General features: G+C 50.8%; 11 protein-coding genes. 5 read left to right on the top strand and 6 right to left on the bottom strand.

Features of this window, described 5'->3' with window-relative positions:
* Positions 1 to 57 precede the first annotated feature (57 nt).
* Positions 58 to 2,142 carry a hypothetical protein gene (locus HOK28_18075; protein MBT6435012.1) on the top strand — a complete coding sequence of 695 codons (2,085 nt, stop codon included), beginning with the start codon at positions 58 to 60 and terminating at the stop codon, positions 2,140 to 2,142.
* Between the two features lie 9 nt (positions 2,143 to 2,151).
* On the opposite strand, the gene HOK28_18070 is transcribed toward HOK28_18075, so the two are convergent.
* Genes HOK28_18070 through HOK28_18060 form a run of 3 tightly spaced genes read right to left on the bottom strand, consistent with a single transcriptional unit; the run spans position 2,152 to position 3,140 of the window.
* Positions 2,152 to 2,322 (bottom strand): hypothetical protein, encoded by a 171-nt coding sequence (locus tag HOK28_18070; protein ID MBT6435011.1) that lies wholly within the window; start codon positions 2,320 to 2,322, stop codon positions 2,152 to 2,154.
* A 57-nt stretch (positions 2,323 to 2,379) separates the two neighbouring features.
* Positions 2,380 to 2,946 carry a helix-turn-helix domain-containing protein gene (locus tag HOK28_18065; protein ID MBT6435010.1) on the bottom strand — a complete coding sequence of 189 codons (567 nt, stop codon included), beginning with the start codon at positions 2,944 to 2,946 and terminating at the stop codon, positions 2,380 to 2,382.
* Complete coding sequence (locus HOK28_18060) at positions 2,943 to 3,140, bottom strand: hypothetical protein (protein ID MBT6435009.1); 198 nt, start codon at positions 3,138 to 3,140, stop codon at positions 2,943 to 2,945. The genes HOK28_18065 and HOK28_18060 overlap by 4 nt, the downstream gene beginning before the upstream one ends.
* 266 nt (positions 3,141 to 3,406) lie before the next feature.
* Between HOK28_18060 and HOK28_18055 the strand changes: the two genes are divergently transcribed.
* The 4 genes from HOK28_18055 to HOK28_18040 all read left to right on the top strand — a co-directional run bounded on the left by HOK28_18055 (position 3,407) and on the right by HOK28_18040 (position 8,833).
* Positions 3,407 to 4,297 (top strand): hypothetical protein, encoded by an 891-nt coding sequence (locus tag HOK28_18055; GenBank protein MBT6435008.1) that lies wholly within the window; start codon positions 3,407 to 3,409, stop codon positions 4,295 to 4,297.
* Between the two features lie 123 nt (positions 4,298 to 4,420).
* On the top strand, positions 4,421 to 6,103 hold the full coding sequence (locus HOK28_18050) for a hypothetical protein (protein ID MBT6435007.1): 1,683 nt from the start codon (positions 4,421 to 4,423) through the stop codon (positions 6,101 to 6,103).
* 195 nt (positions 6,104 to 6,298) lie between these two features.
* Complete coding sequence (locus HOK28_18045; protein MBT6435006.1) at positions 6,299 to 7,045, top strand: hypothetical protein; 747 nt, start codon at positions 6,299 to 6,301, stop codon at positions 7,043 to 7,045.
* A 228-nt stretch (positions 7,046 to 7,273) separates the two neighbouring features.
* A complete protein-coding gene (locus tag HOK28_18040; GenBank protein ID MBT6435005.1) occupies positions 7,274 to 8,833 on the top strand; it encodes a sulfatase-like hydrolase/transferase in 1,560 nt (519 codons plus the stop codon).
* Positions 8,834 to 8,852: 19 nt separating this feature from the next.
* On the opposite strand, the gene HOK28_18035 is transcribed toward HOK28_18040, so the two are convergent.
* From HOK28_18035 to HOK28_18025, 3 genes are all read right to left on the bottom strand, one after another.
* Positions 8,853 to 9,113, bottom strand: coding sequence for an SUMF1/EgtB/PvdO family nonheme iron enzyme (locus HOK28_18035; protein MBT6435004.1), 261 nt, complete (start codon positions 9,111 to 9,113; stop codon positions 8,853 to 8,855).
* 160 nt (positions 9,114 to 9,273) lie between these two features.
* Positions 9,274 to 10,422: a hypothetical protein gene (locus tag HOK28_18030; GenBank protein ID MBT6435003.1), complete on the bottom strand. Its 1,149-nt coding sequence runs from the start codon at positions 10,420 to 10,422 to the stop codon at positions 9,274 to 9,276.
* 106 nt (positions 10,423 to 10,528) lie between these two features.
* A complete protein-coding gene (locus HOK28_18025; protein ID MBT6435002.1) occupies positions 10,529 to 13,510 on the bottom strand; it encodes a tetratricopeptide repeat protein in 2,982 nt (993 codons plus the stop codon).
* Positions 13,511 to 13,884: the final 374 nt, after the last annotated feature.

Raw genomic sequence — 13,884 nt, 5'->3', positions numbered from 1 at the left:
ACTCCTCATGACATTTCTGGATTGACTAGAACGTGTTCTAACTTAGATATTCCGCCCATGAAAAAGTTACACCTGAATCTATCAGTCGTTCTCTTGTTGGTTGCCTCATGCGGGCTTCTTGGCGCTTGTACTAGCTCTGAGCCAAGTCATACAGGAGAGCCGGTGGGTGACCCATCGACCACAACAGAACCCTCCGAGCCACAAAATAATGGTACTACGCCCGGTGATGATACTGAAACTGAGCCAGAGGTGGAGCAAGCCGAGCCCATCGAAGTGAATGTTGAGCCAGGCTGTAACCCCATCGCGTCGACTCGTGAATGTTTGTTTCCTATCCCGAGCCGATTTTTTGAGCGAGAGGATATCTCGTCACCCACAGGTGTTCGCTGGGACTATAAGCAAGAGGGCCTCGCGCTTCCTACCGGTGAAATGCCGGTCAACTTTGACCGCTACAACCGCGCAGATGGCGCCTCGCCGGCCATGCCGATTCTTCTGCACTTTGGTGTCGATGTTGCGCCTGAGTTTTTGATTGATCAATCCAATATTGGAGACTCTCTCTCCGATGAACAGAAAGTCCACCTGATCGATCTGACCACCGGTGATTCACTTCCTTTTATGTTGGAGATGGATGCGAACCTGCGAGACTTAAGTGATGTTGAAGACCGCTTTGCCTTGATTGTTCGTCCCATGAAGCCAATGTCCATGGGTCACCGCCATGCAGTGGTGATTGAAAAAGGCTTATTGGATGTTGACGGCCAGCCGTTGCCTGAGTCACCTGGCTTTATCGCGCTAAGAGATAATCGCCCGTCGAACAATGAAGCGCTTGAAGCACACCGCGCATCTTACGAAGAGCTTTTTACGACACTTGAAAACTACGGCCACGAGCGCTCCGGCTTATTCCTAGCTTGGGATTTTGCTGTAGCAAGTGAAGAGCATCTTCTTGGTCCTGTTCAATCGATGCGCGACCAAGCACTCGCTTATGTCGATGCAAACGGTTTCTCTTATCAAATCGAGTCCATTGAGCGGGACATCAACGAAAATATGTCGATGATTGTTAAAGGCACGTTTGATGTACCGTGCTTTCTCACAGAGACCAACGAGCTTGTTTATGCTGAAGACGGTACCCCCGTGATGCAGGGCATGTGTAATTACCCCTTCACGATGGGTGCGCCGGCCGTTGCCAACGAAAAAGGAAACTTACGATTCACGTTGATTGGTCACGGTATTTTTGGTGAAGGTTGGGGCTATATCAGCGACCACCCGAATGCTTACGAGCGTACTCACCCAATGGCTCAGGCAACCGAGTCTGTGGTGATTGCTACCAACTGGATCGGTCTTTCTGGCGGCGATCGCAACTTGATTATCAGCGAGGTCGTTGGAGATTTAAACCGCTTGTCGGTGGTTACAGACCGCTTGCAACAGTCTCTTATCAATAACGTTATTTTGATGGAACTCACGATTCGCGCTCTTCAGTTTGACCCAGCACTGGAGGTTGCCCACGCGCCACTTATTGGCGACGAGAAGGTTGGATATTACGGAATCAGCTTAGGCGGGATTCAAGGAACGTCTCTCACGTCTTTATCCGATCGCATCGACCGAGCGATACTCGCGGTACCAGGCGGGGCTTGGTCAACAATGCTTCCGCGTTCGGTTGTCTATCAGCCCATCAAAATGTTTGTAGATCAGCTTTACCCAGATCCACTCACTCAGCTTGCCTTTGTTTCGTTTCTGCAAGGTATGTTTGATTTTACAGATCCTATCAACCTCTCGCATATGATGAAGCAAGAGGATGGTTCTTTGAAAGCGAAAGTAATTTTGCAAGAAGCCATTGGCGACTGCCAAGTGCCCAACCTAAACACCCGCATGTTGGCGAGAAATCTCGATTTGGTACAACTTACGCCGGCGGTTGAAGATGTTTGGGGGCTGGAGCAGTCTGATACTGGCCGCGGCGGGGCTTTGGTGCAGTTTACGTTGCCGGAAAATCTTGCTGAGTATTATCCACCAGATGAAGCAGTGGTTCCAGCTCAAGACAATGGCACCCATTCGGACGCTACATTCAGTGAGCCTGGTTTTAATCAAATCATCACTTTGATTCGTGATGGTGTGATCAGCCAAACTTGCGATGGTGCCTGCGACCCGGATTGATGCGGCGCTTTATTGCTCGTCCCAGAATTCTCGAAGGACCGCCAGAGGCTTTGCACCTTGGGGATCGAGGCCCTTCTTTTGGCGCAGGTTCTCCTGGGGCATGTTGCTGCCGTATCCGAATTTCCAGACCAAGTTGCCCTGGCTGCGTTTTGCCTCAACTCCGGCAGTGATCGTGGCCATCCTTTGCCTCCTCGCGCCTTGAAAAACAGATTAAGCAGGAATGTGTATAGACCAGGCTTATTCTTCAATACTTGCCGCCGCGGGTGTGCTCTCTTGCTCGGTGGCCAACTCGTGCCAAACCAGCAGCCAATTTGTCTGTGTTACTTGGTGACGAAAGAGGTGCAAGCGTACATTCGTAGGGCGCATCACATAGGTGAAGGTGTAGCTTACTTCCATGTTCAGCACGCCTTTAAGAATACCTTCTTGAAACGGGCGGTAAACAATGCGGTTGTTGGTGCAAGGCGCCACGTCGGTAAAAAAATGCCGACCCATGACTTCTTCGGCTTTGTATCCAGAAAGTTTCGACTCACCCTTTGAGTAGAAGATAATATTACCCTCGTCATCAAGCTCAATCACACCCAGTGGTAAATCGTGGATTTTATCCTTATCCATCATGGGAATCTCGTCGGCAATGCCTCCTTGCAAGGATGAAAACCGTTCAAGATCGGATAGGGCATAACGCCGGTGACCGCCTGCAGTCTTGACGCAGGGTAAGAGTCCTTCGTCGGTCCAGCGCTTTACTGTGGATACCGCGACTTTAAGAATAGCAGCGGCCTTTTGGCTACTAAGAAGCTCTTCACTCATGATGACTCTTTTTCATTGTTTAAAGACTCTTGGCGTTCGGCGTAGAGAGCGCAGAGTTGTTCTTCAAGATTGCGAACCATGAGGATGATATCGCGCGCATCACTGACGCCCAGAGCCTCTTGCAGCTCCTCTTTCTCTTTGTACAAAGAGTGGAGCTGTGCGTTGAGCTCTTCAATGGTCTGCTGCTTCTTCATCGTACTTCAGTCACCATGCTTACGTGTTTAACCCCAATTCAAGGTTTTATAGCGGGGAGTGCTTGTGGTTCCAAAGGAAAAGATGTTCCTTGAATTCTCGCTTCAATGCCTCCTGGAAGAGAGCTGAAAACCCAATGATTACAGCTGCTTGGGTTTGGGTGTGATTTAGACGAAACACCGCTGCACTTTTCCCGATAATGCCAGCGTGTGGAGGAAATCTTGTAGATGAGCCCGCCGCCCCTTAACCGTCGACCCTGGAGAGTAGGATGCGTTTAGCCAGTGCACATGTAGCCACCGAAACAAGAGCCTTACCTGTAGCTCCCCAGTCAACTCTGCCGGGGGTTGCTAGCCAAGCTTCAGAACCTTCTTTCAGGGCCGCCAACGACAGCTTTGAACGCGTAGGTCGTATCAATTATAGGTCAACCAACGGCTTTGGTACCGAGCAATTGCAAGTGATTGCCGACGGTGCACCCCAACCTATTCGAGGCGAGTGGATTTATGCATCCGATGTGAAACCAGCACTGGCTCTAATCGACTCGATATTAAGCGGCGATACATCGCTTAGCGTGGAAGAAACGACGAAGCCTTGGTTCTGTGGTCTGTTTTTCAAACGTTGCCCCGGGTTTCGGGAGGCTATTCGCGGCGACTTGCTGAAATTATCTCGCAGTCCGCTTGGCCGACAACTTCTGCGTGAAATAGCTGAGCATACTAAGCCCGTTGTGATTCGGCCCACCACGAGCACCAAGGGCGGCCTGGTAGAGCCACTCAATGAAAGCAAAGCACGTCGAACTCCTCGCAAACAAGGCGAAGGGTCCGGCTCGGTGGTGCATATTCCAAACGACCTTAAAGATGACACCTTTGTGGTTTATCGGAGCCCGGGGTTTGACTATGACACAGGGCGCATGCGCAGCGGCATGGACCCATCCACCGACGACGAAATCGCACAGCCGCGATTTATCATCTTGGGACACGAACTTGTGCATGTTTACCGAGCACAGCGGGGGCAGCTCACACCTAAAGGTTACCACCGAAGAGATGCCTACCATAATCAAGAAGAGTTCGAGACCATTGCCGGTGAATCGAGGTTCACAGAGAACAGATTGAGAAGAGCTCATGGATTACCAAATCGCTACGGTCATTTTCATCACCGCCAATAAAACGAACTCCGCTGCTCAAGCTGCGGCAGTCCGTCGTGCGTGATTCTAGATTCGCCTCCCGTCCGGGTTCGATGTAAGAATTGAACCCAATAAATCCAACTGAGGATTTTGGGGAGATCTCGAATGCATCATTCTCTTTATCTGCTGGTCGTATTAGCGTTTACCCTTTGTACTGGATGCAGTGAGTCCGGTACTGCCCAAGCAACTGATCCAAGTACGCCCGCTGATCTGGCCGACCCCTCGGACGTAACAGAGGCGAGTGCGCCCTCCGATGATCCCGAGCTAGACAGCGATGGCGACGGCCTATCGGATGAAGATGACCCATGCCCGGAGAGCACCAACAATTCAGACACGGATGGAGATGGGGTGTGCGATACCGATGATGCCTGTCCAGAAAACGCTGAAGAATCTGTAGACAGCGACAATGATGGCTTTTGCGATGGTGAGGATGATTGCCCCCAAGACCCAGCCGGTGCAACCGACTCCAATAACGATGGAGAGTGTAACGAAAACGATGACAGCGATGGCGACGGTATCAGTGACGGCGAAGAGCTTGTCTACGGTGAAGATTGCGGCGTTTCCAACCCTTACCAAGCCGACACCGACTTGGATGGCATCAACGATATTGATGATCCTTATCCACGGGACCCTTGGCGCGAGTTTATCTTGTTTCGCAATGATGCCGGCACCATCGACCTGATGCTTTCTAACCGTGATGGCACTTTTGAAGAGCCTGTTCAGGTGGGGCTTGAATATGGCGGCACAGGAATCGACACCTACCGTTATGTTCAATTCGCAATTTCAGATTTTGATGACAATGGTCGAATGGATTTCATTGCCCTTGCAGATCCAAATCCAAACGACGACATCACGGTGTATGATGTGTGGTGGTTTTGGAGAACGAAATCAGATGAGCTAGAGCAGCGCCTTGTTGGGCAAACGCAACGTGTCCCTTTTAGCACCATTGCAGACTTGGATAATGACGAGGTTGTCGACTTGATAGGCTTAGAAGTAAGCAGGCCAAATTTCATCGAGTCCATTGTTCAGCATTTTTACAGCAACCAAAGAAACATCGATACGGCGACGTGTTTTGCTACCGACGAGCCTCTAAACCCCGAAGGCTGTGCTTTCGTGGTTCGTGAAGCTTTGGATGTGACTTCTTGGGTGGAAGGGCAGTGGAGCTATCGCCAATCAAGAGATGCGGTGGATGTAAATGGCGATGGTAACCGCGATATTGCTATTTTGAGAATCAGCAGCGGCGGCAACTCGGCGAATGTACCTATTACGGTATTGTTTGGGCGAGGCGATGGTACCTTTGAACCGCCATCTGATCCTCTCTTTACCCACAATAGCCAAACCTGTGGCGCTTCGCCCGCGAATGCCATTCTATTTGGAGATTTCGATCTCGATGGGGTCGGCGATATTATCACGGGTCTAGACGATGATGGAGATGCCGGGAGCGCTTGGTTTTACCCAGGCACCCAGCTCAATTCTATTTACGGAGTAGACCTGGAAATGTGCCGCGAGGCATTTGATATTAATCCGGCCGAGGAATCAGGCGGAGAGCATGCGGGAGTAGGCGGTTCTGCCCAGAACTTCGATTTCGATTTCGACGGTAAACAAGATGTCATTGTGGGGTACAATTATCTCTTGGCATGGTCGGCGCCGTCGAAGACTGTGATCCTCTTCGGTACCGGCGATGGGTATTTTAGCGAACCGGTGTTGGTGCGTGATTACCCAGCCAGCAATTATGCCAATGCCTTTGCTGTACCTAAGCGAGTATGCGCCCGCTTTCCCATTGACTGAAGGCCGGGCCTCCTGGAGCAAACGAGTACCTACCCGTGAGTCGATGCTTTTCGCTATACATCTTCCAAAGCTTCTGGTTTACCCCGCCTGCCCTAATAAAAAAATAGACAAGGTCCTTCTACCCCGAGACCACGCTTGAGAGCTGGCTTTGGGAGGTTCAACTTAGAGATGACCTTGTGTTTTGGAGAATTCAAAATGACTCGTTCTGCGCTTTCTTGTGTGTTGCTCACACTTCTTACTGCCGGTTGTGCCAAAGATACCCTGCAGCAGTTATGCGTCTCTGAAGAAAATACTTTCGATATTGAACAGGTTTCAAACCTCGAAGATGCTTGGGGATGGCTCGGTTTACGAGATGCCATCAATCTGGAATTCGACACATCTGCTTTGGACCAAACAGGCAGCTGGAGAATCAGCTCGGTGGAGGTGTTGGTCTTGGTGGCGGAATCAGAGTTCAACTCTTTGCCGGCCCAACTGGACCTTGAGCTTGAAGTTTATGATGCTCCAGATCCTGCAGCGGCGACGCCATGGGCGGTTCGACAAGTGCTCGATAAGAATGCTCTTGAATGGGAGCGGGTTGTTTTACCTGCACCGCCTAGCGGACCCGTGGACGAACTCAGCGGTCTCTTTCCCACGGAGCAGGTGCAGTATCAGGCTTGGTGGTCATTTGATTTTTCGTCGATTATTCCGGAGACCGGTATGACTTCGCCATCATTCAGCGTTGCCGTACACTGGCCAACTTCTTCTTACCCAACGCTTGGTTATTCTGAGTTCAACCGGCCCTGTAGCGGGAATTGGACCAACTATGACCGTTCGCAACCAACTCACGGCTATACCGGTGCAGGATGGGGCAACAATGGGGAGCGATTTGGCTCCGATGTTTGTAACTGGCCCATGTTTAAGGTCAACGTTGAAAAAAGAGAGACGTCCAACGTCTGTCCTTAATCTCTCTCTGCAAATCCCCCGGCGAATCCTCCAAGCACCCTGGCTTGTCTGACTGCTTTGTGATGTTTATCCACTGAGGATCTGTTACGAACGATGACCTCAGGGACCACGCCGCGGTTCAGTATGCGGCTCATGTTGTGTATTCCCATTTTGAAGGCAACCCAATCGATGGGTGCTCTCTCAAATTAGATGTTGAATAGATAAATTTACGAGCTGGGGAGATATTGAATGAATCAAGTTATGTCTATTGTGTTGTGCTTAGCTATGGCTCTTTTGGCCGCTTGCAAGAGCGCTGACGATGCTGGCGTCGATCAGACGGTAGACACTCCCACAGCCTTTGAGTTACCGGTTGTTGAACACGTGGTGATCATCGGCATCGATGGTATGGGCGGACTCTTCTTTGAAGGGCCAACAACACCCACTTTGGATAAATTGATGCTGGAGGCTGCCTATTCGTTAACGATGCAAAATGTCTTACCGACCTCAAGCAGTACCAATTGGATGAGCATGGTTAATGGGCAAGGCACCGATGGTCATGGCGTCTATTCGAATGGTTGGTCGGTGGGCGAGTCAGCTCCAGAGGATACCATTGTAAAAATTCTTAGAGATCAACGCCCGGACTCAACGATTGGTGTGTTTCATGACTGGGGCGACTTTGGGCGGCTCGTTGAAGACAATGTTGCCGATATCAAAGAAGATCCCGGCGATGAAAATGAAACTGCTGCGGCGGCTATCGACTTCATAAAAAACACGAAGCCCACCTTGACCTTTATCCATTTAGACCACGTTGACCATGCCGGCCATGCTACCGGGTGGGTGAAGAACAACGACGATTGCTTGATTCCTGGGGGCTGTCCTTACGTCGAGGCAGTAGAAGACGCAGATGCATTGGTTTCGGAGATTCTTACGGCCATTGAGGATGCTGGAATTCAGGATAAAACCGCGGTTCTCATTTCCGCAGATCATGGCGGTATGTTTTTAGGTCACGGTGGAGACACTTACGATGAGCGCTGTATCCCGTTTATCGTCATGGGCCCCGGGGTCAAGCCAGGGCTCATCACCAGGACGCCGCGCATTTTTGATATCCCAGCCACGGCCGCAGCTTTGTTGGGCTTAGACACCCCGGATGCGTGGGTGGGTCGCCCAGTACTAGATGCCTTTCAAGGTTACGTCTTGCCGCAGTCTCAAAATGAACTGATAGACTATCAGTTGATTCAGGATTACACCCGTCTCTACGATGATACCGGAAGCGGGGCGAACGAGGACTTAAGCCTTTGGCGCCCAGTTGTGCCCGATGGTTACCATGCCTTGGGCGATGTAGCGGTGTCTGGAAGCCGTGACGCGCCTTCTTTTAGCGTTCCGGTGATCAAAGAGAGCGCCTTAGCATTGGTAGAGCCTATCGGTTACGAACTCTTATGGAGTGATGAGGGCAGCGGGAGTGATAGTGAGGATTCAGGTAAGGGAATCTCTTTGTGGCACGGCATCGCGCCGGCAGGTTATACCTGTTTAGGAGTTTATGCTTTCACGGGATACACACAAATACCCAATACGAATGCTACGCGATGCATTCACGACGATTACTTGGTTGCAGGTGAGCGCAGTATGATTTGGACGGATGCCGGATCGGGTGCAGACCTTGATGCAGCGATTTGGTCCTGCCAGGCCAATACAGATGAACAGGTTGCTACCCACACGTTTATTTCACGTCGCAGCGCTCTAGATGGCGGAATGGATTTGTGCCGCAGTTTGACGGCCTCAGGGTTACGTTTGGTGTCCGGCGCGCAATAGCACCATTGGATTTCGTGGCTTAAGGAAGAGTGCGAACCACTCGAAAGCCCAACGCATTGTATTTTCCATCCGGAGAGTGGGGAGAGCGGCTGGCCGAGCGGGCATCGCGAACGAAAGAGTTTTCATCGCCGCCTCTTTTGACTCGGTCATCTCCTCGTAGGGGCCCTTCAATCTTGGACGATCGAGCTATTTGGTTGCAGCCGTTGACGACATCACCGTTGTTGTTTATGAGAAACGAGTTGTACCAATCCCAAACCCACTCCGCCACGTTCCCATTCATAGCGTAGAGACCCCAGACGTTGGGGGTCTCTGTCTCGGGGCTGGATTCGGACTGTGTTTAAACTCTAATAATATTAACAAAGCACATCTCATGCTTGATACAAGGCTTTCGCGGATAAAGAGACTGCTGAAAGCGTTGACAATACAAACAGGATTGTCGGCTACTTCATATTCAGCTCAACCGCAGGCTCGCCAGACGCAAACTCGGCCCCGAGATACGATTGGAAGGCTTCGTCACCCATAAGCTCCAATTTAAAAAATGAAACAACAAAAATGTTCAGTAAACGATTGAACTCCGCCATGGGAAATACCTCTTCGGTGCAAGTAGCATTGTAGGGGTCGATTAAGTCTCCGGCGCCCATGTTTTCCCAGTTCTCCTTGGCGAAGCCCGTATCAATCAAGAAATCACCAATGTCGCATACATTGGTAAAATGTGTGTGGTTTGCTCCGCTAATAGCAACTTTATAGAGAGCGGGGGCTTGCGTGATTTGTGAAAAGGCAATGTCGTTATTTTCTATAGGCACCGAGATATCCTCTGTGCCTCCGACAAGCATGGTGGGTATGGTGATATTGCCGAGTTGCTCAGCCGAGAACCCGCCATTTTCGCTTTCGCGCTCATCCTCTTGGATCTCTCTATCGATTACAGCTGACATCGGTACGATAGCCTTCACACGGGGGTCGGCTTCAGCGCCAGCCCAGCCAGTAGCAGAGCCGATTACGGTCATGCCACCAAAAGAGTGGCCTAGAGCGCCAAGCAATTCGGGATCGATTCGATTGTAGAAAATGTCATCGGCGTCTGCGCTGCGGTTAAGCATGGTGTCGATCACAAAACTTAAGTCAGGTACCCGGTTGCTTGCCGCTGCATCGAATGTATCGGTGAACGAGTTTTGTGCATTTCCTGTGTGCTCGGGCGCTGCAACAATAAAGCCGTGACTTGCCAAGGCTTCCATTAAAGCAATCGACTGCCGATTGATGCCCCCATAACCATGCGAGAATATCAGAAGTGCAAGAGAGTCCTGCCGCACTGCTACTTGGTCAAGGGCCACATCCGACTCCATGCCAAAAATTGCAGAAAGAGGATAAGTGGCGGCGGATGCGCCAGTCGTGGAAGCAGGGTCGGCTGGATACCAAACATCGATCACAAGGCTTCTGTCATTACGACTGGCATCGACCGCTTCGAACGTTAGGTAGCCCACTTGATTTGGGCCCAAGTCATCTGGTGTGTATTCAGGAAGCGAAGGTCCCGACGAACAAGCCGAAAAACTCAATACAAAACATAGAAGGATGGTCTGCGTAAGCATGCGTGTCATAAATGGAGGCTCCCCGATATTAAGCAGCGATGGTAGGCGACTTTGCCTATCAACGCCGTAAACATCCGGCAAGTACCCTTGTATGAATTCAAATGGAGGCGTTGGTTTAGAAAATTGCGGAAACCTCAACGGTTGGGTCGTTGTCACCTTGTCCGGAAAGTGCACCATGCAGACGATGAACCGCTTGTGAGACCGACGTAGCTGGAATGGTTCCCAGTACCCCGCTTTGAATGGCAGCTTGGTCAAGGCTGTCCCATGCCTTTGAGCACTCGCCGGTTAGCCGGTCCAGCTCGCCCCGGTAGGCTAAAACGAAAGTGAACCGGTGAGGTGTATTTAGATCCTCGAGAATGGTCGTTGCGCGTTCAATTTTGGCGCGCGCACTGGAGAGGTCTTTGAGCAAAAGCGATGTTGCGCCCATTAAGCCCAAGATGCTGGCCTCCCACTGAGGTGACTGAAGTGTCTTTGAAATTTCTAATGCTTCTTCAAGTGCGGCTAGGGCCAAATCGATCCGGCGCTCTTCATAATAAAGTTCTCCGCGTGAAAATAGGCAGGTCATCTTGCCCGGTAGATGACCTGCCAGTTCAAAAATGTCCTGCGCCTCGTCTAGGAGTGGCCTTGTTTGAACGTAACGCCCTTGGCGTAAATGAAGGATCCCAAGTTGCAAAAGCGTTGAAGCTTCAGATAACCGGTCTGCGTGCTCGCGGCTCACATGGAGTGAACGCTCAAGCGTTACGGATGCGAGTTCGTACTCTCCGCGTTGAATGAGTGCTTTCCCTAAAAGTGTTAGCGACCGGGCGGTGCGAAGAGGCAGGTTAAGTTTGACGAAAGTTTTTTCGGCAAGCTCTAAGCAATCCTCGGCACATTGGAGTCGCCCCTCTTCAATACGAAGTTGAGCTGCTTCCAGCAGTGCCTCAGCGTGCCACCGTTTGTCGTTGCACTTCTCGGCCGAGCCAAGGGTCCAATTGGTGGCAATGTTAGCGCGGTGAATTTGTCCTGTAATGCGAAGGGCGCCAGCTCGAATAATCTGAACCCGTAAGCGATTGATAGGGTTTAAGTTAGACTGCCTTAAAATCAGTTGTGCGAGCTCGATGATTTGTTCGGCCTGACCCTTTGTTTTTAATACCGTCACCGCGGCAAAGAAGGCTTGGCATGCCATTTTATTGTTGCCGCAAACCAAAGCGCGATTCATCGCTGTCATGAGATTCCCTATCTCTTCGGCTAGCCTTTGGAGTTTCAACTCAGCCTCTGGTTGGCTGAGCTGGTCAAGAGATTGCCGGCTCCCAAACTGTGCGTAATGATTTACAAATCGCTCGGCGACACTGTTGAAGGTTTGCTCATCGGTTTGAGAAATACCCTCTTCGTCTTGAATTGAATTTGGCTCAGATAGTTTATTCATGACAAAAAGTCTTACGGATTCAAACATGAAGAACCGGTTTTCACCATTTGGAGATTTCTCCATAAAGATGAGACATTTATCTTGTAAAGCTTGAAAGATATCTAGGAACCAAGGAGCTTTGCCCCACGCCTCAACGTCTACAACGGCTTCGGCAGCATCTAAGGTAAAACTGCCCGTGAATACGCTGCACTGGGCCAAGGCCATTTTTTCCCAGGGCTCCAAGAGCTTCCAAGACCAGTCAATGACACCGCCAAGTGTTGCTTGGCGTTCGGGGGTTTCTTGCTGAGGGTTTTGCAAAAACTCAAATCGTTCATTGAGCCGTGAGGCGATTCGAGCCGGTGAAAGAACGCGGATTCTTGCTGCTGCAAGTTCAATTGCCAAGGATACACGGTCGAGCTTTTCCACGATTTCTTCAACGTCGGCACGATTCGCTGGCGTTATCTTAAAGTCAGGTCGACATTTTTTTGCCCGGCGTTCAAAGAGCTCAATGGCATCTTCTTTGGTAAGTGGCTTGAGGAAGAATACATTTTCGCCTTCGATCTTCAGACGCTCCCGGCTGGTTATAAGAAAACGAGTGTTGGGGGTTTGGTGCATCCAGTTTTTGAGCGCCGTGGCTAAAGTCTCTACGAGTTGCTCCACGTTATCCAAAATGACCAAGCAATCACCCTTGGCTTTGAGGAGTTTGCAAATCGTATGGTCACTCTTGTCGCTGCCTGGTCTTGCTCCAAAAGTCTCGCCAAGTTGCTGATACATCTCTTCTGAACTCTGAGCCTTTGAGAGGTCTACAAACCAGACTCCACCGGTCCAAAGACCAAGTGTTTGACGACCGATTTCCTGCGAGAGCCTCGTCTTTCCAATACCTCCAGCTCCGAGAAGAGTTACGAACCCATCCGTGTTCTGGAGGGAGTCGATGACGGTCTCTTGCTCCTGGCCGCGGCCTACAAAGTCATTAAGTCGTGTCGCTAGATTGGTTTGTTTACTTTGGGTTGTGCGTGCCCCTGGGAAGGCGCGCGGTGCATGAGTTTGGAGGTTGAGTTGAATCAATTCCTCGCGTTCACGCATGCCTTTGAGCTGGAATTCACCGAAGCTCTGGTATTCAATACCGGTCAGTTCGTGTTTGACCAGACCCCACGTTGCTCGTGAGAGTAAAATTTGACCTCCGTGCGCCGCATCTGAAACCCGAGCCGCTCGATTCACCGATGGTCCGAAATAATCCATTCGTCCCGTTGTAGGATCTCGGTGGCTGCTTACGGGGCCGGTGTGAATTCCCATTCGAACGCGAAGGCCACGGATGGGAGAGCTGCAGTGGGAAAGGTCCTGATAGACGGTGTCGCCGATGAGGCGATGGGGCCAGGGCGCGCGGTCGAGTTTGTTTTGAATATCCATGCAAAACTCCGCAGCTTTGGCGGGTTGAGAGAACGCAACCATAAAGGCGTCCCCCTCAGTCTTCACTTCATAGCCACTAAATTTCGCGATGCCGCGACGAAATATTTCTTGATGCATATTGAGAACCGGTGCGAAGTCTTCGCCGTACCGTTCCCATAGAGCGGAGGATCCTTCGATGTCAGTAAAAACCAGGGTCACGGTTCCGGTGGGGGCAGCTCCGCGGCAATCATCATGACTTGCCAACTCACCCGCTGAATAGTTCCATGGCGTAAGGCCGGACTCCGATTTGTTCACTCTTGCTGACATCACTCTCTCCCCTGGTGCGTCGTGGTTTCTTGTCTTCGTATGAACTACTGCAAGCCTGATGCCATAAGGCTTTGAACCGTTTTAGGTCAAAATGGGACGCTGAGTGTGATCTGGATCACGTGTTGCGGTCGTTAGGGTAAATGGATCGTCAGGACTTCGTCGTCTTAGAGGCGCGGTGTCGGGATGACCAAGGTTTGCGACCTATTTTGAGATTTATAAAGTAGGCGCATGTCACACGGTGTCGGTACGATGAAGATAGGAGCTGATAGATTTCGGAGAAAGATGGGCATAATGCGTGAACGATTGTTTCTTCGAAAACCTCCAGAATACTTCTAAGGCTCTAACATTACTGTGTTTTCGTATCTGTCGTGCGA

It is taken from the genome of Deltaproteobacteria bacterium (assembly GCA_018668695.1).
Classification (GTDB): Bacteria; Myxococcota; XYA12-FULL-58-9; order XYA12-FULL-58-9; family JABJBS01; genus JABJBS01.
The sequence above is the reverse complement of the archived record's forward strand: the minus strand, read 5'-3'. Positions and strand labels throughout refer to the sequence as shown.

What these genes read in the sequence shown, in the direction of transcription:
- HOK28_18035 (MBT6435004.1), bottom strand. Translation starts at nt 9,113, where the DNA reads ATGAATGGGAACGTGGCGGAGTGGGTTTGGGATTGGTACAACTCGTTT.
- HOK28_18050 (MBT6435007.1), top strand. Translation starts at nt 4,421, where the DNA reads ATGCATCATTCTCTTTATCTGCTGGTCGTATTAGCGTTTACCCTTTGT.
- HOK28_18040 (MBT6435005.1), top strand. Translation starts at nt 7,274, where the DNA reads ATGAATCAAGTTATGTCTATTGTGTTGTGCTTAGCTATGGCTCTTTTG.
- HOK28_18045 (MBT6435006.1), top strand. Translation starts at nt 6,299, where the DNA reads ATGACTCGTTCTGCGCTTTCTTGTGTGTTGCTCACACTTCTTACTGCC.
- HOK28_18030 (MBT6435003.1), bottom strand. Translation starts at nt 10,422, where the DNA reads ATGACACGCATGCTTACGCAGACCATCCTTCTATGTTTTGTATTGAGT.
- HOK28_18065 (MBT6435010.1), bottom strand. Translation starts at nt 2,946, where the DNA reads ATGAGTGAAGAGCTTCTTAGTAGCCAAAAGGCCGCTGCTATTCTTAAA.
- HOK28_18025 (MBT6435002.1), bottom strand. Translation starts at nt 13,510, where the DNA reads ATGTCAGCAAGAGTGAACAAATCGGAGTCCGGCCTTACGCCATGGAAC.
- HOK28_18055 (MBT6435008.1), top strand. Translation starts at nt 3,407, where the DNA reads ATGCGTTTAGCCAGTGCACATGTAGCCACCGAAACAAGAGCCTTACCT.
- HOK28_18060 (MBT6435009.1), bottom strand. Translation starts at nt 3,140, where the DNA reads ATGAAGAAGCAGCAGACCATTGAAGAGCTCAACGCACAGCTCCACTCT.
- HOK28_18070 (MBT6435011.1), bottom strand. Translation starts at nt 2,322, where the DNA reads ATGGCCACGATCACTGCCGGAGTTGAGGCAAAACGCAGCCAGGGCAAC.
- HOK28_18075 (MBT6435012.1), top strand. Translation starts at nt 58, where the DNA reads ATGAAAAAGTTACACCTGAATCTATCAGTCGTTCTCTTGTTGGTTGCC.